This window comes from Stakelama pacifica, assembly GCF_004361835.1.
Taxonomy (GTDB): Bacteria; Pseudomonadota; Alphaproteobacteria; order Sphingomonadales; family Sphingomonadaceae; genus Sphingomonas; species Sphingomonas pacifica.
Genome location: NZ_SNWD01000007.1, coordinates 158718 through 181243 on the forward strand (window position 1 = coordinate 158718; position 22526 = coordinate 181243).

Annotated in this window: 33 protein-coding genes; 32 read left to right on the forward strand and 1 reads right to left on the reverse strand. The window is 59.7% G+C overall.

Translation table 11 applies throughout. The annotated features are described in order from the left end of the window. The 17 genes from EV664_RS11630 to EV664_RS11710 all read left to right on the forward strand — a co-directional run bounded on the left by EV664_RS11630 (window position 1) and on the right by EV664_RS11710 (window position 8718). Window positions 1–336 (forward strand): spike base protein, RCAP_Rcc01079 family, encoded by a 336-nt coding sequence (locus EV664_RS11630; RefSeq protein ID WP_133495883.1) that lies wholly within the window; start codon window positions 1–3, stop codon window positions 334–336. Continuing rightward, window positions 336–1187, forward strand: a complete 852-nt coding sequence (locus EV664_RS11635; protein WP_229668234.1) for a phage minor head protein — start codon at window positions 336–338, stop codon at window positions 1185–1187. Before EV664_RS11630 ends, EV664_RS11635 begins: the two co-directional genes overlap by 1 nt. A 306-nt stretch (window positions 1188–1493) precedes the next feature. Beyond that, window positions 1494–1793 (forward strand): hypothetical protein, encoded by a 300-nt coding sequence (locus EV664_RS11640; protein WP_133495884.1) that lies wholly within the window; start codon window positions 1494–1496, stop codon window positions 1791–1793. Then, the gene (locus EV664_RS11645; RefSeq protein ID WP_133495885.1) at window positions 1780–2061 is read left to right on the forward strand and encodes a hypothetical protein; all 282 of its coding nucleotides are present in this window, start codon (window positions 1780–1782) and stop codon (window positions 2059–2061) included. Before EV664_RS11640 ends, EV664_RS11645 begins: the two co-directional genes overlap by 14 nt. Before the next feature lie 220 nt (window positions 2062–2281). After that, window positions 2282–2548: a hypothetical protein gene (locus tag EV664_RS11650; protein WP_133495886.1), complete on the forward strand. Its 267-nt coding sequence runs from the start codon at window positions 2282–2284 to the stop codon at window positions 2546–2548. Between the two features lie 42 nt (window positions 2549–2590). Then, a complete protein-coding gene (locus EV664_RS11655) occupies window positions 2591–3736 on the forward strand; it encodes a DUF2213 domain-containing protein (protein ID WP_133495887.1) in 1146 nt (381 codons plus the stop codon). Continuing rightward, a complete protein-coding gene (locus EV664_RS11660) occupies window positions 3736–4176 on the forward strand; it encodes a structural cement protein Gp24 (protein WP_133495888.1) in 441 nt (146 codons plus the stop codon). The genes EV664_RS11655 and EV664_RS11660 overlap by 1 nt, the downstream gene beginning before the upstream one ends. A 13-nt stretch (window positions 4177–4189) precedes the next feature. Then, window positions 4190–5155: a DUF2184 domain-containing protein gene (locus tag EV664_RS11665; protein WP_133495889.1), complete on the forward strand. Its 966-nt coding sequence runs from the start codon at window positions 4190–4192 to the stop codon at window positions 5153–5155. 75 nt (window positions 5156–5230) lie between these two features. Continuing rightward, window positions 5231–5530 carry a hypothetical protein gene (locus EV664_RS11670; protein ID WP_133495890.1) on the forward strand — a complete coding sequence of 100 codons (300 nt, stop codon included), beginning with the start codon at window positions 5231–5233 and terminating at the stop codon, window positions 5528–5530. A gap of 121 nt (window positions 5531–5651) precedes the next feature. Then, entirely contained in the window at window positions 5652–6050 is a 399-nt protein-coding gene (locus tag EV664_RS11675; protein WP_162848834.1) for a DUF4054 domain-containing protein, read from the forward strand. Further along, on the forward strand, window positions 6047–6421 hold the full coding sequence (locus EV664_RS11680; RefSeq protein ID WP_133495892.1) for a hypothetical protein: 375 nt from the start codon (window positions 6047–6049) through the stop codon (window positions 6419–6421). Before EV664_RS11675 ends, EV664_RS11680 begins: the two co-directional genes overlap by 4 nt. Further along, a complete protein-coding gene (locus tag EV664_RS11685) occupies window positions 6414–6836 on the forward strand; it encodes an HK97-gp10 family putative phage morphogenesis protein (RefSeq protein WP_133495893.1) in 423 nt (140 codons plus the stop codon). The genes EV664_RS11680 and EV664_RS11685 overlap by 8 nt, the downstream gene beginning before the upstream one ends. Then, complete coding sequence (locus tag EV664_RS11690) at window positions 6833–7033, forward strand: hypothetical protein (RefSeq protein WP_133495894.1); 201 nt, start codon at window positions 6833–6835, stop codon at window positions 7031–7033. Before EV664_RS11685 ends, EV664_RS11690 begins: the two co-directional genes overlap by 4 nt. Then, window positions 6981–7421: a DUF3168 domain-containing protein gene (locus EV664_RS11695; protein ID WP_133495895.1), complete on the forward strand. Its 441-nt coding sequence runs from the start codon at window positions 6981–6983 to the stop codon at window positions 7419–7421. Before EV664_RS11690 ends, EV664_RS11695 begins: the two co-directional genes overlap by 53 nt. Before the next feature lie 51 nt (window positions 7422–7472). Beyond that, entirely contained in the window at window positions 7473–7724 is a 252-nt protein-coding gene (locus EV664_RS11700) for a hypothetical protein (RefSeq protein WP_133495896.1), read from the forward strand. A 41-nt stretch (window positions 7725–7765) separates the two neighbouring features. Continuing rightward, window positions 7766–8212, forward strand: coding sequence for a phage tail protein (locus EV664_RS11705; protein ID WP_133495897.1), 447 nt, complete (start codon window positions 7766–7768; stop codon window positions 8210–8212). After that, entirely contained in the window at window positions 8212–8718 is a 507-nt protein-coding gene (locus EV664_RS11710) for a hypothetical protein (protein ID WP_133495898.1), read from the forward strand. Before EV664_RS11705 ends, EV664_RS11710 begins: the two co-directional genes overlap by 1 nt. A gap of 140 nt (window positions 8719–8858) precedes the next feature. On the opposite strand, the gene EV664_RS11715 is transcribed toward EV664_RS11710, so the two are convergent. Continuing rightward, a complete protein-coding gene (locus EV664_RS11715) occupies window positions 8859–9077 on the reverse strand; it encodes a zinc ribbon domain-containing protein (RefSeq protein WP_133495899.1) in 219 nt (72 codons plus the stop codon). A 55-nt stretch (window positions 9078–9132) separates the two neighbouring features. Here EV664_RS11715 and EV664_RS11720 point away from each other — a divergent pair, with 55 nt between their 5' ends. The 15 genes from EV664_RS11720 (at window position 9133) to EV664_RS11780 (ending at window position 22294) form a co-directional block, all read left to right on the forward strand. Continuing rightward, window positions 9133–11781, forward strand: a complete 2649-nt coding sequence (locus EV664_RS11720) for a tape measure protein (protein WP_133495900.1) — start codon at window positions 9133–9135, stop codon at window positions 11779–11781. Window positions 11782–11822: 41 nt separating this feature from the next. After that, a complete protein-coding gene (locus EV664_RS11725) occupies window positions 11823–12380 on the forward strand; it encodes a hypothetical protein (RefSeq protein WP_133495901.1) in 558 nt (185 codons plus the stop codon). Beyond that, on the forward strand, window positions 12380–12781 hold the full coding sequence (locus EV664_RS19790; protein ID WP_373287510.1) for a DUF6950 family protein: 402 nt from the start codon (window positions 12380–12382) through the stop codon (window positions 12779–12781). Before EV664_RS11725 ends, EV664_RS19790 begins: the two co-directional genes overlap by 1 nt. After that, entirely contained in the window at window positions 12774–15554 is a 2781-nt protein-coding gene (locus EV664_RS11730; protein ID WP_133495902.1) for a Hint domain-containing protein, read from the forward strand. The genes EV664_RS19790 and EV664_RS11730 overlap by 8 nt, the downstream gene beginning before the upstream one ends. Window positions 15555–15603: 49 nt before the next feature. Continuing rightward, on the forward strand, window positions 15604–16278 hold the full coding sequence (locus tag EV664_RS11735) for a hypothetical protein (RefSeq protein WP_133495903.1): 675 nt from the start codon (window positions 15604–15606) through the stop codon (window positions 16276–16278). After that, window positions 16275–16676 (forward strand): hypothetical protein, encoded by a 402-nt coding sequence (locus EV664_RS11740; protein ID WP_133495904.1) that lies wholly within the window; start codon window positions 16275–16277, stop codon window positions 16674–16676. The genes EV664_RS11735 and EV664_RS11740 overlap by 4 nt, the downstream gene beginning before the upstream one ends. Window positions 16677–16960: 284 nt before the next feature. Next, window positions 16961–18586 carry a hypothetical protein gene (locus EV664_RS11745; protein ID WP_211338503.1) on the forward strand — a complete coding sequence of 542 codons (1626 nt, stop codon included), beginning with the start codon at window positions 16961–16963 and terminating at the stop codon, window positions 18584–18586. A 27-nt stretch (window positions 18587–18613) separates the two neighbouring features. Continuing rightward, window positions 18614–18784 (forward strand): hypothetical protein, encoded by a 171-nt coding sequence (locus tag EV664_RS19265; protein ID WP_162848835.1) that lies wholly within the window; start codon window positions 18614–18616, stop codon window positions 18782–18784. 3 nt (window positions 18785–18787) lie between these two features. Continuing rightward, window positions 18788–19258: a hypothetical protein gene (locus tag EV664_RS11750; RefSeq protein ID WP_133495906.1), complete on the forward strand. Its 471-nt coding sequence runs from the start codon at window positions 18788–18790 to the stop codon at window positions 19256–19258. A gap of 71 nt (window positions 19259–19329) precedes the next feature. Continuing rightward, on the forward strand, window positions 19330–19680 hold the full coding sequence (locus EV664_RS11755; protein ID WP_133495907.1) for a hypothetical protein: 351 nt from the start codon (window positions 19330–19332) through the stop codon (window positions 19678–19680). A 2-nt stretch (window positions 19681–19682) separates the two neighbouring features. Next, the gene (locus EV664_RS11760) at window positions 19683–20267 is read left to right on the forward strand and encodes a lysozyme family protein (RefSeq protein WP_133495908.1); all 585 of its coding nucleotides are present in this window, start codon (window positions 19683–19685) and stop codon (window positions 20265–20267) included. Beyond that, window positions 20264–20533 carry a hypothetical protein gene (locus EV664_RS11765; RefSeq protein WP_162848836.1) on the forward strand — a complete coding sequence of 90 codons (270 nt, stop codon included), beginning with the start codon at window positions 20264–20266 and terminating at the stop codon, window positions 20531–20533. Before EV664_RS11760 ends, EV664_RS11765 begins: the two co-directional genes overlap by 4 nt. Next, window positions 20533–20973, forward strand: a complete 441-nt coding sequence (locus EV664_RS11770) for a hypothetical protein (RefSeq protein ID WP_133495910.1) — start codon at window positions 20533–20535, stop codon at window positions 20971–20973. Before EV664_RS11765 ends, EV664_RS11770 begins: the two co-directional genes overlap by 1 nt. Before the next feature lie 29 nt (window positions 20974–21002). Further along, the gene (locus tag EV664_RS11775) at window positions 21003–21260 is read left to right on the forward strand and encodes a hypothetical protein (RefSeq protein ID WP_133495911.1); all 258 of its coding nucleotides are present in this window, start codon (window positions 21003–21005) and stop codon (window positions 21258–21260) included. Beyond that, the gene (locus EV664_RS11780) at window positions 21260–22294 is read left to right on the forward strand and encodes a hypothetical protein (RefSeq protein WP_133495912.1); all 1035 of its coding nucleotides are present in this window, start codon (window positions 21260–21262) and stop codon (window positions 22292–22294) included. The genes EV664_RS11775 and EV664_RS11780 overlap by 1 nt, the downstream gene beginning before the upstream one ends. Window positions 22295–22526 lie beyond the last annotated feature (232 nt).

Here is a 22526-nt window from a genome sequence, read left to right on the forward strand (position 1 = left end):
ATGGCTGACCAACTCCCCGACCTTGAAGGCGGCGCAAATCGTCGCGTTGAATCTATGCCGGTTCTGGCAATCCGCCCGGATGGCTCACCCTCGGTTACGACTGACCCCGCATCGGACATTATCCCGATCGCGCCGAACGACAGCGCGGACCTGTCCACGGTGGTGCGCGAGGTGCGCCTGAAGCCTATCAGCGGCACCGACGGCACGATCCGCGTCACTTTCGCCAACGGCAGCACGCGAGACACTGAGATCGCAGTAGGTATGCCGCTTACGGGGACGATCGTTCGCGTTCATGCCACCGGAACCACGGCAACGGGGCTTGAAGGGTTGGTCTAGTGCCCCGCTACGACCTCGCAAGCATGGCGCGGCGGCAACGCAACTTCCGGCGCAGCGCAATCGTGTTCCGTGACATTCGCCCGCCTGCCATGCTCGCGACCGACCTATACCAGCGCTGCTACAAGCCTGTGGTCGATCTATGGGCGAGCGCGGCGGACACGATCATCGCGCAATACGCCAGCACAATCGACACCATGACGACCGATGCCCCTGCTGACATATCGGGCGCGATTGACGGCGCATCAAATACGTTTGATCGGCTGTTCATCACCCTGACTGCCAGCCTACGCGATTGGGTATTGCGGACAGAGCAGTGGCAGCGGGGAAGCTGGCGCGGTGCTGTCCTGTCCGCGACTGGCGTTGACCTTGGCACGCTACTCGGCCCTGCTGACGTTCGCGCGACGATGGACACCTATATCGAGTGGAATACGAAGCTGATCCGTAACGTGTCGGACGAGGCGCGTAAGAAGATCGGGGATGCGGTGTTTTCGGGCCTGACACAGCGGCAACCCGCGCGCGATGTGGCGGCGCGTATACGTGAAGTGGTGGGCATGTCGCAGCGTCGGTCGATCAACATCGCCAGCGACCAGCTCAGCAAGATCAGCAGCGAGCTTGCCGACGAACGCAGGCGAGAGGCTGGGCTATCGGTGTGGCAGTGGGTGTCATCCCATAAGCTACACCCTCGCGAATGGCATCAGGCGCGCGACGGGAACCTGTATAGCGAAGAGGCCGATATGCAGGGCAAGACGGTAAACGGCAAGACGGTTGCCGAGCCGCCCGCGCGCGATGATTGGCCGGGCCGCCCGCCTTATTGCGGATGCCGGTCGAAATCGGTGCTTGTCCTAGATTAGAACACCCGTCCTCCACTTCCACACCGGGTGCGCGCCGGTGCGAGGCCGAACCAGCGCGAAAGCGTAAAGCCGGGGAGGGTAGCGGGTTCATCTCCCGGTATGGTTCGGAATAGCGCGCTTTTTGTTTCGGGTGCAGGGTGTTTGGTGCTATGGTGCGCGGGCTGCGGAACGCCGGGTAAGCGCCGTGTCATCGCCTTTGTGCTGTCCTGCCTTTATGGTTGAACAGGTGCCGGGGCCGCAGCAACCCGACCCGATGCGCAAACACCGGGCCGGGTCTGACCACAACCGAACGTAGGAGGTTCGATCATGAGTGATGCGCCTGATAGCAAAATCATTGGCGAATTGTCGATTGGCTTCATGATGCCGCGCGACATAAGGCGCTTAAACCGGCATGGGTTAGCGATGCGAGACTTGCCGGAGCCAATCTCATTCAAAATGAGGCACTGGCCGAACGGTTTAGGCGACAAGCCCACGGACGCTATCGGGAAGCTGGTCAAGCTAGATTTCGAAGGCGTTGGAGGGTTGTTTCGTGTTGTGGAGGTGAGTGGCGAAACGCTAATTCTGGGCAATGGCGTTCCTGTGGAGGCGTGGAATGACCCCGCTTGAACGCGCCGCGCGGGCGCTCACCGCCACACTGCGTCATCATGGCGTTGAAATGCATCCCGATGATATACGAGGCTGCGCTATCGACGTCATAGCCGCGATCCGCGAGCCGAGCAATGCGATGATGCGGTCAGCGGTGCCTGGATGGCCTAAACAAGGGGTCGTCATTGACCACAACACCCAAGCGGGCATGGATTTGCTTGTTGATGGAGCGGTTGCGTTCGAAGGATGGCAAGCCATGATCGACGCGCTACTGGCGGAGGGCGAGTGATGGGGCCGGACACAATCGTAAGAACCCAGCGCGGCGATTTGCGCCTCGACCAGCTTACCGAGGGCGATCGTTTATTGGACGAGTCGGGCGAAACTATCGCACATATCATGCATTACGAATATCGTGACATGCGTGGCCCGGTTACGAGGTGGTTTGACGCGATGACGGGGCAAAAGCCTAAGCCTGCGGTTCACAACATTCGCGTTGATAGGTCGGGCGAATGATGGCTATCGACTGGAAACCGATCGCTGATATGCCGCAATCTCTGAAAGACGGTCGCGAGGTTCTGCTTGGTTGGTGGGAGAGAAATGTCGGTGGGACTGCAAACCCACGTCCTGACTACTGGTCATCGGTTGTTGTGATATGGTGGAAAGCCTTTCCCCATAGTGAAGGCAGATGGGACATAGTTCATACCGGGGAATATGCCGAGAGCAGCAGCTTTTACGAAACGCCGACCCACTACGCCGAGATAACCCCGCCCACCTAACGGCGGTAAATCCCCGCCCGCGCGACCTTTACCGTGCGGGAGATGCTATTCCATGACCGCCTTTCGGTAGAAGATAAGGGCCGCTCCTCGGACGGCTACCGCAAGGTTCGTGCCCGTTCTGCCCGCGCCGGGGTCTATGACTATCTCGGCAGCGAGGTTGACCCCGAAGGTAAGCACTTCAAGGCCGACCAGATCGTCAAGGTCTATCGCCCTGCCGATGAGGTGTTCGCGAAGGATTCCCTCGCCAGCTTCGTGCTGAAGCCTATCACCGACGACCATCCACGCGAGCCGGTCAATTCCGCCAACTGGCGCGACCATGCGCGCGGCGCGATTATCGGCGCGGTGAAGGACGGGGATTATGTCGGCTTCGACCTTGCTTTCATGGACGGCAACACCGTTTCCAAACTGGACGCGGGTAAGCGCGAGCTGTCCAACGGCTATTCCTGCGACCTCGCCATCGAGAGCGGCACCGCGCCCTCTGGCGAAACCTATGACGCAGTTCAGAAGAACATCCGTGGCAACCATGTCGCGCTTGTATCTCAGGGAAGAGCAGGCCCTGAGTGCCGTGTCAACGACGCGAAGCCTGATGCTTTCGCGCTCTGCGACAGCAACCCCGATGCACTGGCAGGCATCGCCACCCCTCCCATTGGAGACACCCAAATGAAGACCATGACGATCGACGGCCTGAAGGTGTCGAACGTCTCCGATGAAGCGGAGGCGGCGATTACCAAGCTACAGGGCCAGCTTAAGGACGCACTCGACGCCCGCACCGCCGACAAATCGGAGCATGACAAGGCGCTCGCTGCGAAGGACACCGAAATCGACAAGCTGAAGGCCAATCAGGTCGATCAGGCGAAGATCGACGCGATGGCCGATGCAAAGGCGGAAGTCGTCGCGAAGGGCAAGGCTCTGCTGGGCGACAAGATGCCCGAAGCCAAGGGTAAGTCGGTTGCCGACATGCGCCGCGCGATCGTTGCAGCGAAGCTGGGCGATGCTGCGGTTGCCGACAAGTCGGACGATTATGTCGAGGCGCGTTTCGATGGCCTGACCGCCGATGCGAAGGACGCCAGCACGCAGGTTCGCGACATGGGTGCTCCGATCGTGACCGGCGATAGCGCGATGCAGCGCGATTCCGCACGCAACGAATACATTGCCCGTCTGACGGGTAGCAAGAAGGAGGCCGCATAATGGCTGCTGTTCAGACCGCATACGGCAACCGACTCGCGCCTCTCGCGCTTGGGCAGGTCGTCAATCAGGAACTCCACAACGCGGATTCGCTGCTTCTTGAAGATGCAACCGCAATCGGCTTCGGTCGCGCGGTTTTCACCGGCACCGCTGACAACGAAGCGACTGCGACCCCTTCATCGCTTTTTGAGGGCGTGACCTTCCGCGATGTGACCGTGGAGAGCGCAACCGCAGATACCTTCGAACAGGGCGACACTATGCCTGTGATGAAGCTGGGTGTGGTTGCGGTTCAGGCATCGGTCGCAGTCGATAAGGGTGATGCTGTCTACGTCACCAGCGCTGGCGCGTGGACCAATGTATCGACCGGCAACACTGCCGTACCGAAGGCCACCTTCGACGCAACCATTTCGGCGGCGGGCCTCGTTCCGCTTCGCCTGAAGTAAGGGGGAAACAGAAATGCTTACCATCGACGCAAACCCCTTCATGAACGACGCACAGGGGGCGCTTAGCTTCCTTGGCCAGCAGGCCGCATATGTCGAACAGGAAGTGTTCCGCACCAAATATGAGGATATCCAGTATCCCGAACTGGTGACGATCGACACCTCCGCAGGCGAGTTCGCCAAGACGATCGAGTTCTATTCGATGGATGGCGTCGGACAGGCAAAGTGGTTCAACCACCTGTCCAAGGATGTCCCGAACGCCGATGTGAACATGACGAAGTTCACGCATTCGATCGAAATGGCTGCGATCGGCTATCGCTACACCACCGAGGAACTGGGTTACGCCTCGCGCCTCGGCATTTCGCTGGACACCGAACGCGCTTCGTTCGCGCGCCGCGCCTATGAGGAGTTCATCGATGAACTGGTGAAGTCGGGCGACACGCAAAAGGGTATGACCGGCCTGTTCAACGATGCCAGCGTCGGCACTGCCAATGTCGCGGCGGACGGTTCCGGTTCATCGCGAGCATGGACGGCAAAGACACCGATTCAGGTTCTTCGCGATGTCAACGAAGCGCTGACCTCGGTTTACGAAGGATCGAAGCGCGTCGAAATGGCGAATACGCTTCTGCTCCCGACCGCTGCTTTCACGTATATCGCGACTACGCCGATGGCCGCTGAAAGCAACATGACGATCCTTGATTGGCTGATGCGCGGCAACGTCTACACCGCGACGACCGGCCAGCCCCTCGTCATCAAGGCGGTTGGCGGGCTTGAGGATGCAGGCGCTTCGAGCACGGGCCGCATGATCGCGTATCGCAATACCCGCGATGTCGTGAAGCTGCATCTGCCGGTCCCGCTTCGCTTCCTTGAGCCGATGCGTTCCGGACCGATGATTTACGAAGTCCCCGGCTACTTCAAGACGGGTGGCGTCGAAATCCGGCTCCCCGGCGCGGTGCGTTATCGCGACGGCATTACCGCCTGATCGGATTTCGTCACAAGTAGGTGGAGGGAGGGGCGGGTCGGTATGGCTCGCCCCTTTTGTTTCAGGAGACAAGACATGCCCGATTATACCGAACACACCGTAACGAACGAAGGCAAGGCACCACGCGGCGTTTATACGCGCGACGGCATGGTCACGATCCTGCCGGGGCAGACCAAGCCTATTACTATTTCGGATGAGATTGCCAAAGAGGAGCGGGCGTTTCTTTCGTTTGGTAAGGCAGCGAGCCGCAAGGAGTTGTCCGACCACACCGTGGATGAGCTTAAGCTGATCGCGGACGATGAAGGCGCAGACCTCGAAGGCATCACGAAAAAAGCGGATATCATTTCCGCAATCGAGCTTCACCGGGAAGGTTGATGGTAGACCAGCTACCAGACCTAGAGGGTGGGGCAGGACGTCGCGTCGAAACCACGCCGGTGCTTATCGTCAACCCGGACGGCTCGCGGGCCAACGCCATTACGGTATTTGGAGAATAGACATGGCTTATGTCGCGCCCACGCCTGCCGATCTGAAGACCCGATACCCGGCATTCGCTGACGTTCCCGACGCCACGGTGCAGCTATGGCTTACCGACGCCACGCGGTTCACGGTGGGATGGCCGATAGAGGACGATCGCGCGCTTGGGGAAATCACCTATGCCGCGCACATGATGGTGCGTAGCGGCGCGCTCACGACCGGAACAGGTGCAATCGCATCACTGCCGGGAGTTACCAACTTCAAGAGCGGCACCTTCAGCGCATCGTTCAGCGATGAAGCGGTCAAGGCGAGCGTGAAGGGTGGATACCAGTCTACCGAATACGGGCAGCAATTCGAGATGCTACAGCGCCGTAACCTCGGCCCCGGCGTTCGGATCATCAATAGCGCGGTGGGACTGTGAACCTCGCCGCTGCGTTTGAAAGCCTTGCGGGCACCGTGGCGGCGGCAGTGGGCGCGCCGTTTTATGCGGCCGAGCGACTGACCGAAACTGCGCCGGTTCTGGATGCAGGCGGTTCGATCGTCACGCCGGGAACGCTCGTTCGAACGCCATGCCGGTGCCAAGTCGATGACGCTACCGATGCCATGCGGCAGGATGCCAGCTTCGTGCAGGGCGATGTGCGCCTGATCGTGCTGGGTCTGGATAGCCTGACGACCGATGCGCGTATCAGCGTCACGGAGGGGCCGGGGGCGGGCACGTATTCGGTGCAGTCGGTGTCGCGCGATCCTGCCGGTGTCGGGTTTGTGTGCCGGGGGAGGGTCGATAATGGCTAAGCGCCCCAAAGGACTGGATGCGCATCTGAAGCGGCTCGCGCGGCTATACGGTCCGGAGGGGACGCGGCTTGTCGATCAGGCTATTTTTGTCGGAGCGGACGAAATCCGCGTAGAAGCGCAAATATCTATTACAACGGGGTCTGTAAGTGGTGCGGGCCATGTTCCTTCGCTTCCCGGCCAACCGCCGAACAACGATACTGGAACGCTCGCAAACTTCATCAACGTAGAGCATCGCGCTGGCTCGCTAAAAGCTACCGTTCGAAGTGATGCGACATATTCCGCTGATCTGGAGTTCGGCACAAGCAAGATGGCCGAACGACCATTTATGAGGCCCGCGCGTGACAAAAAGAAGAGTGAGGTCAAGCGATTAGTGCAGCAGGCCATGAACAAAGCTGTGAAAGGATCGGGGACATGAAGGACGTGACGTTTTCGAAAGATTGGGATTATCGCCCCGACGCTACGCGCACGGTTCGCTATCTCGCTGAACACTCCTATTCGATCGCGAACGAAACTGAACGCGAAGCCCGCGAGGCTGGCGTGCTGAAGAAGGGCAAGGGCAATGGACCTGACAACGGAACTGCGGCGGGCGATACTGATCAGTCTGAAGGCTGACAGTGCCGTCACCGCCCTTGTGCCCGCCACGTCGATCTATGGGCAATCCGCGCCTGCTACGCCGCCATGGCCATTCATCAAGGCCGGAACGCCGATAGATGGACCGCAAGACGCATCGTGCCAGCGCGGCGAGAGCATCCGATGGACGCTCCATGTTTTCGCCGGTTCGCGCAAGCAGGGCGGCGCGGAGGTCGAAACGGTTGAGGATCATATCGGGCGCATCATGGCCGCCATCAAGAAGAACCTGCACCGGCAAACACTGACCTTTACCGATGGCAAGGCAACGCTGCGCTACATCAATTCTCAGCGGCTTATCGATGGCGATGCAAGCCAGTTGCACGGAATTATCGAGTTCCGCGCAAAAGTGATGACCGGGTGGGCGGCATAGCGTATAGCTTTCCTTGTGGACGACCTTTTGCCCGAAGCTGCAATCCTATTGATGATCCGTGCCGAACTGATCGGGCCTGAGGCTCTGGTCGATCTGGCGGACGAATACGACACGCGCGCAAGCCGGGAACGGGTCAAGGAACTGGCCGACCAGCTATCCATGACGGCTCACCGCCTTCGCGTGCTGGCGATCGACCATGACCCGCCGCCCGCCGTTGATCCCGAAAGCCAGATGCGCGCCGAATATCTGCGTAAGCGCATGTGGGAGCGCGGCGCAATTGATGGCGGCAAACAAAGCGACTGATCGGGCTTAGCGTTTCCCGCAAATAGCGGAGAATTGACCCCATGTCGCTGCCCAACGAACCCGATTTCGCGCTCATCAAAAAGGGCGACGGAGCCGACCCGGAAGTGTTCACCATGATTTGCGGTATCGAGAACGTCTCGGTCAACAAGGCCGCACAGACGAGCGATCGCTATCGTCGCGACTGCACGAAAATGGGCGTAACCCCGGTTCGTAAGATCAAGGCGACGGGCAAGGCGCTTACTGTAACCGGCTCGGGCGCAGCGAACGTCGATAATATCGCTGATTTCGAAGCTGCGTTCGGGCAGATCGCGAACTATGAAATCGAGCTTTACAAATATGACGGCACCGACACCGGCGCGCTCATGGGCACCTATTTCGGTTCGTTCATGCTGACGACCGACAACGGTACGTTCGACGCCAACGCTGATAGCTCCGGGGATATCACGCTGGAAAGCGACGGAACGTGGAGTTATTCGGCGGCTGCGTAATGGAAACCGCAATCGAGCCGATCGCGTTCGGTGACGGCAAGTATCAGCTTCGCCTCACCCTCAAGCAGATATTCGAGATTGAGCGAAGCTGCGGCTTCAAAGATCACGAAGGCATCACCCGGCCGAAGTCCATCTATATCATGCTGGACGAACTGGAGGCGGGCCTTGGGCAACAGCAGGACACGGAGCAACCGGTATATCTGGGCGGCGGCGCGGCCCATGCCCGCGATATTCGCGAAGTCATCCGTTGCGCGCTGATCGGCGGTAATTCTGGCTTTGTGGCTGGCGAAGAAATCGAAGTCGGCCCCGGCAAGGCGCAGCAGCTTGTCGATGAATACCTGTTCCCGGCCCGCCCGCTGGTCGAAGGGCAATATATCGCGTGGGCCGTTCTGAACGCGGTTATTCGCGGCGTGACGCTCAAAAAAAAAGCCGAAGAGGCGGAACAGCCGATAGCCGGGGATTCGACCGGGGGCTCGTCATCGCCAACTGCGGACAGCTTGGACTAGATCATACCCGCATAGAGCTTTGGGAATATGCCGAGGCGCTTGAAGCGCATACGTCTGACGATACCGGTAGCCCTGAACCGCGCAAGGCATCCCCGCAATTGAAGGCTGCGATGCGGGCTCATTCGGCGCTGCACTGACGGTCAGAACATATGCAACGCCGCCTCTTCAGCCCCGCCATGGTCCAGCCAATAGATCACAAGCAGGAAAGCGACAAAGCCGATCACCCAAATATAGGCGCGCTGATTTTTCTGTTCTGCTTCGCCGCTTGCTATATCGGCAGCGGAAAAACTGGTCTGGCAATACGCGCAACGGGTAGCATCACCTTTGATGCGCTCTTTGCAGGCTGGGCAGGTTTTCATTTCTCATCTCCTACCGTCGGCAACCTAACCGATACCACTGCATTAGCGCAAGCGCATGGCCGAGGTTGACCCCGTTATTCTCGAACTCCGCGCTGAGAACGCAAAGTTCAAAGCTGAGCTTCGTTCAACCGCGCGAATGGTCGATTCCAGCGTCACCGATATGGACAGGCGCTTTCGCCGCCTTGAGGATACGGTTGACCGGTCGGGCGCTCGCATGGTCGGGGGCCTCAATTCCATTAAGCGTGCCGCCATAGGTCTATTCGCAGGAATCAGCACCATTGCCCTCGCTCGCGAGTTTCTGCGCCTTACTGACGCATCAAAACAGCTTGAGGCGCAGTTACGACTTGCCACCCGCGAGAGCGGCAACTTCGGGCAGGCGCAACGCGACGTTGAGCGGATCGCACAGGAAACGCGGAACGGTCTGGAAGAGACGGCGCAGTTATATGCGACATTCCAGCGCAATGCGGTGCAGCTTGGCATTACACAGGAGCAGGCCGCGCGTGCGACAGAGACGGTAACGAAATCGTTCCAGATCAGCGGAGCGAGCGCGGAAGAGGCAGCGGGCGGCTTGCGCCAGTTCCTTCAGGGTCTGCAATCGGGCACGCTGCGCGGAGAAGAACTGAACAGCGTTCTTGAAAACGCACCACGCCTCGCGAAACTGCTTGCCGACAGCCTGAACGTCACCATAGGCCAGTTGCGCGCCATGGGTGCAGCTGGGGAGCTGTCTGCCGACAAGCTGATCAAGGCCCTGACCGAACGCCGTTATACCGACCAGATCGACAGCGAGTTCAAGGAACTGCCGGTCACATTTGATCAGGCAATGACGCAGGTGCGCAATGCCGCGATCGTCACCTTTGGCGCGTTTGATCGTGGCGGGGAATTTTCCTCTATGCTGGCCAGCTTCTTTAGCGACGGGTCGGAGGGCTTTGCCAGCCTTGCTGATAGCGCGGAGCAGGCGGGAATTGACATTCGGGCTGCGTTCGAAGGATTGGCCAGCGTGTTCGAGCCTATGGTCGCAGCGGCACAATCCGCGTTTGGGCAGATCAACCAGAACGCGCAAAGCTCCGCCGAATATGTGTTCGGCCTTTTCGATACGATCGACACGATCCGAAACGCCCCGTTTGTCGCTGCAAAGTCGATACAGGGCGGGCTTAAGCAAGCTGGCGTCAGCCTGCCGGATAGCGTTTTCGTGCCCGGCGATTACCAGTCGTCGCAATTCGGCAAGCGCTTTCGCGATGCGTTCAAGAAATCACAATCGCGCGGCCAGACGAAAGCGGCGGAGCGGGCTATCGAGGCCGCGACAAGCGGTAACCCGCTATTTTCTGCCGACTTCATCGCAAGCGGTGGTAAGCTGCCCCCGCCGCCCCGCCCTGTCGCTGTTTCCTCAACGGGGACGGGCGGAAAAAAGAAACGCGGCCCGTCTGCTGAGACGATTGCCAAGCGTGAAGAAGCCGCCCGCAGGGCTGCGCTGCGCGATGATTTGCAGTTTGAGGATGAAAAGCGCGCCGCCAATATCGACTTGCTGCGCGCCAAGCAGGCCGTAGCCGTCGCGGCTGATACGATCGCTGATTATGAGCGTGACCAGATCGAAGCCGAACGCCAGCGCCGCAACGCATCCTATGACGCCGCCGTCAAGATGGGCGAACTTACCGAAGCCCGCGCGGAAGAGCTTAAAACCGTCAACGACCAGATCGCTGCACAAGATCAACTGCTGATCAACCTTCGCGAGGCTGACCGGCGGCAAAAAGAGGCGCTGGATATCGCCGCCGCCGATCGCGAAAACACCATGGAGATTGCGCAGGTTCAGGCGTCCATTGCCGACACGGTGCAAAAGCGCCGCGATGCTGCCTTGCGCCTGCTTGACCTTGAACTCGAACAGGAGCGCGCGCGGCAAGAGGGCATCATCGCATCACGCACCGCAACCGAAGCGGAAAAAGAAATCGCGCGGCGCAGGCTTGAAGCGCTGGGCGGCATCGCCGCTGCCCGAACCGAGGCAATAAACCAGCAATATGCAGGCCCGCTGGAACGCTATCGCCAGAGCATGCGAGACCCGCGCACCCAAGTTGAGGATGCGGTTGTCCAGCAGCTTGAGAGCGTCAACCGAGGAATCACCGACGCCATCACCAAAAAGATCGGTGTGAAAGACCCGCTGCTGGAATCGTTGTTGGACATATTTATCCAGCAAACCATTCTGCGCCCGTTCATGGATGCGTTATCAGGAGCTAGCCAACAGAAAAGCGGTATTGGTGGGTTCTTTGGCGGGCTTGTGTCGAGCATCTCCAGTATATTCGGTGGCTCAAGCAAGGCTGGATTCACGCAGGGTCCTGCGGCACGAACAACGCCCGGCATTGGGGACAGTCTCGCGCGTTTTGCAAATGGCGGATCGATGATGATCGGCGGCAATGGGGGGATGGATCAGAACGTCCTCAGCCTCAACGGAAAGCCGGTCGCGCGGGTAAGCCGTGGTGAGACGTTGAATGTTGTGCCGAACGCGCGGGCATCGCGCAACACGGGCGCAATGGTCATCAGCGCGCCGCAATTCAACCTCCGGGGCGCGGTGGTGACGGCGGAACTCTATGCCGACATGCAGCGCATCAGCAACGAGAGCGCGGAGCGGGCGGGCAAGGCGAGCTATCGCCAGTCGATGAAGGACGTAGGGACCGCGCTTCAGCACAAGCAGAAATACGGCACGTCACGCTTTTGACGGCGGCAATCGGAACGACACGACGGCGGTAGCGTTCGCGCATGGCGGACTATCGGCGTTCCATTGTCTGGCGGCTAGGCGTCAACCCGGTTTGTTACCTCTGGTCGGGTTTCGGATGGCTCGATGTGCCGGGCGATTATGTCGATCCGTCCGGCGCGCGTTATCTCGGCATCGGTTCACTTATCGAAGTGCCCGCGCTTCAGGCGATGATTAACGGGGTGGCGCAGCGCCCTACCTTCACTGTGAGCGGGGTAACACCTGAAACGCTGCGGTTCGCGAATGAGGATCGCGGCGAGATTCGCGGCGCAACGCTGCACGTTGGGGCAGTTACATTTGATCGCGACTGGCAGATCGAAGGCGCGCCAGAGTGGGAGGGGCGCTTTACCTGCGATGTGCTTATCACGTCCGGGCGCGCAACCGATACCGGGCGCGAACTGACAATCCAGCTTCCCGTTTCATCGGGCGACACGTTCCGAAGCAATGCACAGCTTGCGTGGTGGACCGACGCGGACCAGCGCAAGCGCTCGCCTACCGACGCGATTTGCAACCTCGTTGCACAGATGAACCAAGGCATAACGCGCGCTTGGGGGCCGAAATAGTGCTTGGTCCATATCTCAAGCAGCAAGCCGCCTTGCCTTACGAACCGGGCATAACGGACTGCTGCACGCTTGGCGCGGATTGGCTGTTGCGGTGCGGGCATAGCGACCCGATGCGCGAATGGCGGGGGAACTATCACAGCGATGCACAAGCAGAGGCATTGATAGCCGAGGCTGGTGGGCTGTCGGTGCTTTGGTCGAAAGGGCTGCTGTCGATCGGCATACGCCGCCGCAGCGCGCCTATGGCGGGCGATGTGGGGATCGTGCGTGTCATCGGGCCTGGCCGCACGCCGGTGGAGGTGGGTGGTATATTCACAGGCTCAAATTGGGCTGTCCGCCTGTCGCGCGGGATGGCCTTCTTGCGCGCCGAACCGGTAATGGCATGGGGGCCTGTCAATGGGTAGGGCGATCGGGCAAATCGTGGCGCTGGCGGGCGCTGTCGTCGTCAATGTAGTGCCGGGGTTGGGCCAGCTTGCAAGCGCCGCCATCCTGATCGGCAGCGCGGCGGCGGGCGCGGCGCTGTCCTCACTGCTTGGACCGAAGGCGCCCCCACCAGCCCAGACCGAAACCGAGATCAAAACCGAGCGTCCCAAGCGGGTGCGGGGATATGGCACGACACGGCGCTACGCCGCCGCGCTGGCGTTTGATACGTCTTCGAACGGAACCAGCGTAGATGTTGGGGCCTACCACGATGGCCGCGCCGCACAGATTCGCCGCGTCTATCTGAACGACGATCAGGTCACGCTATCCGGTAACACGGTGAACCAATTTGCTGACGACCGCTTCCAAGGTGGGCGGGTCAAGGTGGGATGGACGCTTGGCGCGCCGACCGAAACCGCGTTTTCGTGGATCATCTCGTTACTGCCGGGGATATGGACGAGCAATCATCGCGGTGATGGCATGGTGTGCGCCTATCTCACCAAAGCGCCGGAAAAGGAAAAGTGGTTCCTCGAAACCTACCCGCAGGGCGATAACTACAAGCTGTCGCTCGTTGGGGATTGGACCACCGTTTACGATCCCCGTGACGTCACACAAGACCCGTACAACGAGGCGACGTGGAAATGGTCGGATAACGCGGCGCTAGCCTTCATTCACTACATGATGGTCTATCGCGGTTACGATTGGAATACGGCATTCGCTCCGCAGCTTGCCAAGGTCATTGCGGCGGTTAACGATTGCGACACTCTGATACCGCTTAGCACGGGCGGCTCTGAAAAGAAGTATCGCACCGCCTTCAGCTATGAGGCCGATCAGGAACCGGCGAACATCATCGCATCGCTGCTTGCCTGCTTCGATGGCTGGTATGTCGAAAATGAGCGCGGCGAAATCGTGATGTATTCGGGCGTCTACTACACGCCCACGGTTTCCATTGGCCCCGACCAGATCGTGGATCACAGCGACCAGCTTGGTGTTGAGCGCGAAAACACAATCAATGAAATCGCCGTTCCATATATCTCCAGCCAGCACGACTACGCCAGCGTTGACGCCGATCCGTGGCGCGACGAGGACAGCATCAGCGAGCTTGGACGCGAGAATACCGCCGAACTGAACGCAGTTGTTCCGTCTTTCACGCAAGGCCGACGCTTGGCAAAGCGCCAGATGGCCCGCGCCAACGCCCCGGCGCGCGGGACGATCCGCACCACCTACAGCGGCAAGATCATCCTCGGTGAGCGCTATATCGACCTGACGAGCGCGGAGGCGGGCACTACCTTCTATTCCGGCCCCGCAGAAATTCAGTCTATCGAACGCGATCCACTCACCGGTGGTGTCACGTTCGAATGGGCCGCTGTCGAGCCAAACATAGACGCATGGAACCCTGCCACCGAAGACGGTGAAGGCGCGCCGGTGGGCAATCGCGTAACCCGCGCCCCGCTGGCCGTGCCCGTCATCACCAATGCCTACGCCCAATACGAACAGGCCGTAGACAACAGCGGGACCGGCGTTCGCGTGGTGTGTGTCATCACCGATCCGGGCTTGCTCGGCCTGACATGGTATCTGCGCTACCGCAAGGACGGCAACAGTGCATGGAAGGAACAGGAATATCCCGATGTTGACGCGGACACTGGCACTGTAACACTCATCACCGATTTTATTCCGGTGACGGCTGACCTCGAAATAGAGGTCGAATACCGCGCTTCGGATGGCAGGCTTTCGGGCTGGTCCGATCCGTCAACCGTAAACACATCGACCGATGCGACGCCGCCCGATGCGGCTACCGGCATCACGCTGGTGGGCTGGACCAACGCGCTTACCGTATCGAGCGACCCGATTGCGCGCGCCTCTACCTATCGTTTCCGCATCTATGCCGATGATGGCACGACGTTGATACGCACGATCAACAGCGCCACCCGGACTGCGACTTACGCGTCTGACGAAGCAGCGATAGACGGAATACGCCGGTCCTATATCGTCAAAGTCGCTGGCGTTAATAGCGCCGGAGCGGGCACCGAAGCGACAACCGGTATTCTGAGCAAGCCCGCGCCGCCTGCTGTGGCGAACATCTCAGCAACTGGCGGACAATATAACGGCACGATCAGTTTCGACCTTCAAAGCGGGGTAGCTGGGTATTCGATCTATGTGGCGACGACCGCAGGGTTTAACCCAGTGACCGAAGGGCTGGTTTACGAGAACAACGGCTATTCGCCGCACACCGTTTATGGATTGTCCGCCGATACATATTACACGCGCGTTGCGGCATTTGATCAATGGTCGAAAAATCCTGCGCTACTAAACCTGTCGGCTGAGGCGTCTTTCACGATCACGACCGGTGGCGGTGGTGGCGCAGGCGGCGGTGGCGGCGGCGGATACTGCCCCGAAGTCGATACGCTTATCCTGATGGCAGACGGTACGCAAAAGCGGGCCGGGGATATTGTCGCTGGGGATAAAGTCTGGACGCTCCCCGACCCTGAAGCCTCGCCCGGAATGGACTGGGGCGCTTTTGATGTAGAGGCGGTAGAGTTTGCCGAAGAGCCGGTATTCGCAGCCGACATAGGCGTGAAGCGTATGCGCGCTACCGCTGATCACCGGATATGGATCGGCGGCGGATGGGTGCACATGGAGGCGATCGGCGTTCCTGACGGAACCGCGACGGTCGCGAAGATTACCGTGACCGATGCGCATACCTACGTCTCGAACGGCGTGCTGTCGCATAACATCAAACAACAGACCGATGTGTAGCGGCTAACGGCGGCAAATTGCGTGACGGCGGTGAAATATCGTCCGTCGCATGAAGGTATTCCCTACGCCTCTATTCGCCTTCGAAAGCGATAATATCGACATTGAGGCGCAGATCCTCAGTGGCGGCACTTCGATCACCGGAATCGAAGACGTTATTTCTACCGATGGCGGCGGGCACTGGTTTGCCGAGTTCGGCGCGGCGTACATCGACGATCCTGAACTTGAGCGGGCCTATCGCGCTTGCTCCCGTCATCTCGACGGCGGAACCCCCATGACGGTTCTATTCACCGACGCGCGCGCGCAGGGGCAGGGCGATATTCGCCTCCCGATCGGTGGCCTTCCGTTTTGGGACGAAAGCGATTTCCCCACCGCAAACACCGGCGCGGTAGTCAAAACCGACGCCGCGCTTCGTGCAACGCAGATCACCATAACCGCAACCGGGCTTTCTCTGCCTCCGAGTTTTGGGGTCAAGTTCACGATCGTACATCCGACCGTCCGGGCGCGCTGCTACGAAGTGGCCGAGATCGTATCGATTTCCGGCGCTGATACGACGATCAAATTCAAGACCCCGTTGCGTGAAGCTGTGTCGGCAGGAACGCCGGTGGATTTCCTCAACCCGCGCTGCGTGATGCGCCGTGACGGTGCCATGCCGACCCCGAAAAGCATGGGATACCCAGACGGCAGCGTCCGCTTTGTCGAACATTTTGCGGAGAGCTATTCATGAGCATCGCCCCCGCCGTTGTCGAAATCTTCTGGTATCGGGGAACGCTCCTGAAGGACGTAACGCGCTTCGAAGATATCGACTATTCCGCCGCGACGTTCGACCTTCAGGTGCGCAACTATCCCGACGAAGCAACGCCGCTTCTGACGCTGGGCAATGCCGCCAGCAACGCGCAAGGCGTGTCTTGCTCGACCGTTACGGAAACGATCGACGGCATCGAGCACACGCACAGCGATGTGCAAATCCGCCTTAACGAAACCACCGGCGAGGCAATCCGCAAAAGCGCGCCCGTAGGAGGCGATATCGAACTGGTGTTCGCGCTCGATATCACCGGCGGGGGGCATGAAAAGACGCGCCGGATGCGGGGAAAACTTATTCTGAAAGCTGGGGAGGCGCTTTAATGGTTGATCGAGTAGTGCGTGTAATTGACGAAACCCGCACGATCGTTGTGCCGGGTGCGTCTGTCCTTTCCTCGATCACCAAGCAGGCGGAAGTGTATCGTGATGCAGCATTTCTTGCCGCATCAACCGCCGAGGCCTTCGTAGGCCCGACCTATACCAGCAAGGCCGCCGGGGAAGCGGCGACGACGGTAGGCCAGTCCTTCGCCGTGAACGCTGGCGATGGCTTTATCTCGATCTACACACGCACGTCTGGCGGTTCGACGCTTGAGCGAAAGACGTACACCGTGGACGCGATCGACGCTTTGATGGCGGTTCAACCGATCAACGTCCTCACTCGCGGCCTGACGAACGACAACACCGATTGCCAGTCCGCAGCAGATGCGTTGATGGCCGACCCGACCGCGCTTGTGCTTCGCTTCCCGCCCGGAATCTATCGCTGCTATCTCAACAACACCGTTAGCGGTCGGACGCTTATCTTCGATGAGGGTGCGATCATTGACGGCACGATCCACATCGCCATCGGTCGCGGACCTGACACCAATCCGGGCGAAACCGAAATCACTTGGACCGACAACACGCGCGTCATCGGAACGGCGACATCGACGGTTCGCGTCGGCACTTTCTATTGCCGCAAGACGAACATCGACAAGATCAGGATCACCGAAATCGACCCCGCGTACGTCAATCAGACGGCGGAGGGCGGCAGCAATGGTGTCCACCTCTATGTCGGCACGAAAGACCTGACGTGCGGTGAGATCATCTGCGACAGCGCGACCGATGGAGCCTATGCGCTGAGCATCGACGCTGCGACGACTATTGATGCCGACCATAAGCCCGAGAACATCAGCATCGACAACGTGATCGTGCGGAACAACACGCAATCGATTCTGACCACGAAAAGCACCAAGAATGTTCGGATCGGTAATCTTATCGCCGATAGCTGGGATTACTACATCGGCGTCTCGCTGGTCGAGGATGAAAACCTCCGAATTGACCGGGCGATCCTCAGCGGGGCACCTACCGTCACGCAGGACGGCATCTACGTCCTTAACGGCATTTCCGCGTCATTTGGCGAAATCGAAATATCGGGAGCCAAGCAGATCGGTTTCCGCACATTCAACTGTGGCCGCGTCGATGCGGATAGCATCCGTGTGGATGGGAGCGGGCTTGACCAAGTGCGCATCGAAAGCCCCGGCAATATCGGGAGGATCGAAACTTCGGACGCCGGGACCGGCGCGGCTGTGCTGATCCAAGGAAACGCCAATGGTCTCACCATCGGCGAAATCTACAATGACGGCGGCGGCTCAGTCCGCGTCCTGTCCGACGATGTGACCGTTCCGATCATCACCTCGAAGAATAACGCTTCGGGGTATGGCCTTGAACTTAGCGGGGCGGATCGGTTCACCAACCAGTATCTTCTCACCGATGGCAATAGTCAGGGTCTTCGGATGGTGACTGTCACCGACCCGACGTTCGGCGCGCTCTATATCCGCAACAACACTACCGGCATTGCCATCTCTACGGTGTCCGGGGTTTCTTATGACAACGTTGCATATAGCGGCAACACCAGCGACGGAACGGCGCTCAATACGCTGCCTGGCTTCCGAGGCTCTCGCATCCGATCGGGTGCGGCAACGCTCGGCAATGCCGATGCTACACTCATCGTCGGAAACAATCCTCCGACGCAGGTATGCGCTACCTCGCTGACTGCCGATCGCACTGTGACCGTTTCCACGACTGGTGCGAAGAACGGCGACAGGTTCCGCATTGCTCGGACTGCTGCATCGGGCGGTGCGTTCAACCTCATAGTCGCGGGGGTGACTGGTGGTCCGTTCAACCTCGCGACCGGCCAATGGCTGGAAGTTGAATATGTGTCGGGCTGGCAGATGACGGCGAAGGGCACGCTTTAACACTTTTATTACAAAGTAGGAAATAACATGACCAAACAAGAATCCGTCGAGAACATCAAAGCCAAGCTGACGGCGCTGGAAAACGCTGTCACAGATTTGTGTGAAGCTATCGAAGGCGTGGGTGATCCCGTCTCGCAGGTGGCCCCGCAGGCATCCAGCGGCGGTAACGGCCCGCCTCCGACGCCTCCGGGGGTCTGACACATGGCGCTTGTGCTGTCGCTGCTGGTGGGCCTGCTCGCCATGTGCATCGCTTCGGTGCTTAAGCATCGCCGCGCGCGCACGGCGGCAGCATTCGCGCTGCTTTTAAACTGGGGGATGAATACCGCAGCGGTCAAGGTAGCGGGGAACGATTTCCCCGTCCCGATCTGGATGATTACCGACTATCTCGCCGGGCTTTTCATCTTCTGCTTCTGGTGGGGGGCGGAGAGGCGGAGCAACTGGAACGTTGCGATCATCGCGACCTATGCGGCGATGCTCGTTTGCCATGGCGGCTTCCTGCAATCTGATGGAGGGGCATGGGCGCGCTATCATTATTGGTGGACGCTCTATTATCTGGCGTGGTCGCAGGTCTTTATCACCGGGGGGTGGATCGTTGCTGACGGGATTGCTGACCGCCGCCGCGCTCGTAGGGGCTTGGCATCTGCTGCATCTTTGCATCGGACGCCGCTATGACCGGGCCAGCAATCCAGAGCGCCGCCGCCGCCGCGAATAACTGGACCCCCACGGCTTATGGTTTGTGGGGCATGGTCATTCTTGCCTGCTTCACTCTGCTCGGCGCTGTGGTGAAGAAGGGGCCGGAATGGCTCGCGCAAATGAGCGCAACCCGGATGGCTGTGCGGAAAGCGGATGCTGACGATCGCCGCGATCTTAATGCCCGGGTCGAACATCTGGAACGTCAGGCACAACGGGACCGGAGCAATCTAGTCTTCATCACGAACGCGCTGACCTTGGCGCTCAATGCGCTTGAAAGCGAGAACCCGCGCAATCCGGCCATCGCACAGGCGCGCGAACTGGTCGGCATGGCCGTAGCGGCTGATGACGGATTCGGGGACGCGCTGCGCCGTCTGGCAACCATCAAAGGGGTGGGAGAATAAGCATGAACCGCAAACCGATATTCGACGCTATCCGCGATGCGCGCGGCAAGGGCTTCACTCAGGACGAGGTGGACCGGATCGACGCGCTGCTCGATACGCTGGATACCGCGCCAGCCCTAGCAACGGGCGACGAATTGCCCGAAGACTACTGGCCCATGCTGGCCAAGATCGAAAGCGGCAACCGTCCCTATGTGAAGGCGTCAACGTCCAGCGCTTCCGGCCTGTACCAGTTCATTAAATCAACGTGGCAGGGCGAGGGCGGAACATGGGGCAGTGACGCCAGCAAGGCATTCGGCGGGCTGTTTCCTTCGGAGCAAGAGCAGCTTCGTCGCGCCAAGACGTTCACCGAGAAGAACGCGCAATATCTGCGTTCGAAGGGAATCCCGATCAACCGGGCATCGCTTTACGCTGCGCACTTCCTCGGCGCGGGAACTGCGGCAGAGGTAATTGGTGCGGACGTGAAAGCCAGCGCAGAGGCGCTTGCCGGTCCCGCCGCTACGAAGGCCAACCCGTCTATCCTGAAGGGCAAGACGGTGGGCGACTTCCTCACATGGCTGCACGCCAAGACGGGGGCGTGGGCGCGATGAGCCTCCTCAAAACCATGCTCTACAATGTGAATGGCGAGCCGGAGATCGGGCGCGTCATCACATGGGTCGCGGCTATCTCTGCAATATTCTCGCCGGTCGCGTTCATGGGGTGCGCAATGGCGTTTCAGGGCGTCAAATTCGATCCTGTCGCATGGTGTACAGCTTACCCCGGCGGGCTTGCCGCTCTGGTAGCATCGGGCATCCTGTCCATCGGTAAGAAGGATAAGGACGTAGAGGCCGCGCGCGCAACGAAGGGGCAGGGCTGATGCTCGGCAATCTCGGCCTCGGCTTCCTGTTCGATCGCCTCAAGGGCAACGTCACCGCGATCCTTGGCGGCATCATGGCGGTGGCGCTGATCGGCGTAACCCTGTGGGGCCTGCGGGTCGATAAGTTGCGGGGGCAGCATCTCGCGGCGCTGCATAAGGTCGAACGCCAGTTAGAGGCGGAAAGCGCGGCGCACAATGCCACGCTCGAAAGCCTGTCGCATTGCCGCACCCTCATGAACGAGACGAACGCCGCCGCTGATGCACGGGCGAAAGCCGATGCGGAGCGCCTTGCCCGATACAAGCAGCGCCTCGCCAGCATGGGAGCCGACGCGGCCAAGTCTGATGAGCGGATCGCCCGGTTGCTCGGGATGGCACAGCACGCGGCTGACACGCCGTCTTGCCCGGTATCGGATGAAGCTTTGCAGGAGTTGAAACAATGAAAAAGCGCTTAGCCTGTCTAGCGGTTCTCTTGCCGCTCGCCGCCTGTTCGCATCCCGATTGCCCGCCCGCTGGCGTTCGCGTCGAATATCAGGATCGCGTTGTCGAGACGCAGCGCCCGTGCAAGGTGGAAGCGCCTGCCAAGCCCGCGCCGGTTGGCAGCCTGCCCGCAGATTACAAAGCCATCGCCTTCATTCTGAAAGCCAAACTCGTTGAATACGAGGGCGACGGAAAGTGGGCGGATAAGATGATCGCAGCGCTCGATAGCTGCACGCAGGAGGACGAATAATGCCGATGCTCGGTGGCAGCACGATCCGCATCAAGCCTACAGAGGCAATAATCGCGCCAGCGTTCAATGACGGGGATAGCAAAGAGCAAATCCTGACGGCCCTTGAGAATGCAGGCGTCATTCGCCCGCCCGCTGTGCCGTATCGCAATCGGCTGCTCTTCTCGCCTCCGGCGCTATCCAACCCCATCACGGTTAACCTGCCGACCGGGTTCCAAGGCGACCCTGCTGGTTCATCGACCAGCACCGACATTCTCTTCATCGCCCCCGGCGTGCCGCGTATCAGCGGGTTCAACCTGACCAAGGGCCGCAACGTGCGCCAGATCGGCGGTCGGGTGGATTACAACCCCGGCTCTGGCTCACGGGCGATGCAATGGGCAGGCATCAGCGAAAGCGTATTTATCGAAGGCATCGCGATAAACCTTATTCGGCGTCCCTCAGATGCTTTTTCGGCGGGCGGGGGTGGCAGTCTACGCCCCGACGTGTATCTCCAAAACTGCTGGTGCAACGGATTGCGCGGCGAGAACGCAGGACTGCACCCGGATTTCTTTCAGCTTAGCTACCCGCTGCGGAATCTGTTTTCGTACAAAACCACCTTCACGACTAACTATCAGGGATTCTTCGTACCGCCGCAGAGCGAAATAACCGGCGATATTCACATCATCAAATCGAATGCATATTGCCTCGACAATACGGCGGAAAATAGCGGATACGGGTCGGCCTATTGGTTCAGCGATACCGTAGATCAGTGGAACAATACGTCGCACAAGATTATCTGCCGAGATATCTATGTCGCACCGGGAACAGACCGCACGGTGCGTGACCGCATCTCGATTTATGCGCCAGGATACGAGGATGGGCGAGGCGTCCTATCGGCTGACGACGGCGGGAGCTTTGTCTGGTATCCCGACCTATATCCGCGTCTGAGCGATGGACGCGGCAACCCGGCTAAGTTCCGCGAGGGTACGCCACCGGGCGGAGATTACTGCATGGAGACAGATGTGGGGGTCGGATACAACTCGCCGGGCTACCGGTGAGCGCGGTTGAGTATCGACTATATCAGGGCGTATCAGGTGGATTAAGATTGCCCGCCCGCAACAACAGTGTTATTCGCAGATTGCGTGTCACGACTACAGCGGCGGCGTTAGGATTGGGCTTACCCGGTCGCGCCGCCGTGGCAATTATATACTTTAATTAGCGAGGTGAGCCATGCTGCACGATCGGAAGCAGACCGACCTTGGCCCTGTTAATGGGCTAGACTTGGGGTTT

What these genes read in the sequence shown, in the direction of transcription:
- EV664_RS11630 (WP_133495883.1), top strand. Translation starts at nt 1, where the DNA reads ATGGCTGACCAACTCCCCGACCTTGAAGGCGGCGCAAATCGTCGCGTT.
- EV664_RS11640 (WP_133495884.1), top strand. Translation starts at nt 1,494, where the DNA reads ATGAGTGATGCGCCTGATAGCAAAATCATTGGCGAATTGTCGATTGGC.
- EV664_RS11645 (WP_133495885.1), top strand. Translation starts at nt 1,780, where the DNA reads ATGACCCCGCTTGAACGCGCCGCGCGGGCGCTCACCGCCACACTGCGT.
- EV664_RS11650 (WP_133495886.1), top strand. Translation starts at nt 2,282, where the DNA reads ATGATGGCTATCGACTGGAAACCGATCGCTGATATGCCGCAATCTCTG.
- EV664_RS11655 (WP_133495887.1), top strand. Translation starts at nt 2,591, where the DNA reads ATGCTATTCCATGACCGCCTTTCGGTAGAAGATAAGGGCCGCTCCTCG.
- EV664_RS11660 (WP_133495888.1), top strand. Translation starts at nt 3,736, where the DNA reads ATGGCTGCTGTTCAGACCGCATACGGCAACCGACTCGCGCCTCTCGCG.
- EV664_RS11665 (WP_133495889.1), top strand. Translation starts at nt 4,190, where the DNA reads ATGCTTACCATCGACGCAAACCCCTTCATGAACGACGCACAGGGGGCG.
- EV664_RS11670 (WP_133495890.1), top strand. Translation starts at nt 5,231, where the DNA reads ATGCCCGATTATACCGAACACACCGTAACGAACGAAGGCAAGGCACCA.
- EV664_RS11675 (WP_162848834.1), top strand. Translation starts at nt 5,652, where the DNA reads ATGGCTTATGTCGCGCCCACGCCTGCCGATCTGAAGACCCGATACCCG.
- EV664_RS11685 (WP_133495893.1), top strand. Translation starts at nt 6,414, where the DNA reads ATGGCTAAGCGCCCCAAAGGACTGGATGCGCATCTGAAGCGGCTCGCG.
- EV664_RS11690 (WP_133495894.1), top strand. Translation starts at nt 6,833, where the DNA reads ATGAAGGACGTGACGTTTTCGAAAGATTGGGATTATCGCCCCGACGCT.
- EV664_RS11695 (WP_133495895.1), top strand. Translation starts at nt 6,981, where the DNA reads ATGGACCTGACAACGGAACTGCGGCGGGCGATACTGATCAGTCTGAAG.
- EV664_RS11700 (WP_133495896.1), top strand. Translation starts at nt 7,473, where the DNA reads ATGATCCGTGCCGAACTGATCGGGCCTGAGGCTCTGGTCGATCTGGCG.
- EV664_RS11705 (WP_133495897.1), top strand. Translation starts at nt 7,766, where the DNA reads ATGTCGCTGCCCAACGAACCCGATTTCGCGCTCATCAAAAAGGGCGAC.
- EV664_RS11710 (WP_133495898.1), top strand. Translation starts at nt 8,212, where the DNA reads ATGGAAACCGCAATCGAGCCGATCGCGTTCGGTGACGGCAAGTATCAG.
- EV664_RS11715 (WP_133495899.1), bottom strand. Translation starts at nt 9,077, where the DNA reads ATGAAAACCTGCCCAGCCTGCAAAGAGCGCATCAAAGGTGATGCTACC.
- EV664_RS11720 (WP_133495900.1), top strand. Translation starts at nt 9,133, where the DNA reads ATGGCCGAGGTTGACCCCGTTATTCTCGAACTCCGCGCTGAGAACGCA.
- EV664_RS11725 (WP_133495901.1), top strand. Translation starts at nt 11,823, where the DNA reads ATGGCGGACTATCGGCGTTCCATTGTCTGGCGGCTAGGCGTCAACCCG.
- EV664_RS11730 (WP_133495902.1), top strand. Translation starts at nt 12,774, where the DNA reads ATGGGTAGGGCGATCGGGCAAATCGTGGCGCTGGCGGGCGCTGTCGTC.
- EV664_RS11735 (WP_133495903.1), top strand. Translation starts at nt 15,604, where the DNA reads ATGAAGGTATTCCCTACGCCTCTATTCGCCTTCGAAAGCGATAATATC.
- EV664_RS11740 (WP_133495904.1), top strand. Translation starts at nt 16,275, where the DNA reads ATGAGCATCGCCCCCGCCGTTGTCGAAATCTTCTGGTATCGGGGAACG.
- EV664_RS19265 (WP_162848835.1), top strand. Translation starts at nt 18,614, where the DNA reads ATGACCAAACAAGAATCCGTCGAGAACATCAAAGCCAAGCTGACGGCG.
- EV664_RS11750 (WP_133495906.1), top strand. Translation starts at nt 18,788, where the DNA reads ATGGCGCTTGTGCTGTCGCTGCTGGTGGGCCTGCTCGCCATGTGCATC.
- EV664_RS11755 (WP_133495907.1), top strand. Translation starts at nt 19,330, where the DNA reads ATGGTCATTCTTGCCTGCTTCACTCTGCTCGGCGCTGTGGTGAAGAAG.
- EV664_RS11760 (WP_133495908.1), top strand. Translation starts at nt 19,683, where the DNA reads ATGAACCGCAAACCGATATTCGACGCTATCCGCGATGCGCGCGGCAAG.
- EV664_RS11765 (WP_162848836.1), top strand. Translation starts at nt 20,264, where the DNA reads ATGAGCCTCCTCAAAACCATGCTCTACAATGTGAATGGCGAGCCGGAG.
- EV664_RS11770 (WP_133495910.1), top strand. Translation starts at nt 20,533, where the DNA reads ATGCTCGGCAATCTCGGCCTCGGCTTCCTGTTCGATCGCCTCAAGGGC.
- EV664_RS11780 (WP_133495912.1), top strand. Translation starts at nt 21,260, where the DNA reads ATGCCGATGCTCGGTGGCAGCACGATCCGCATCAAGCCTACAGAGGCA.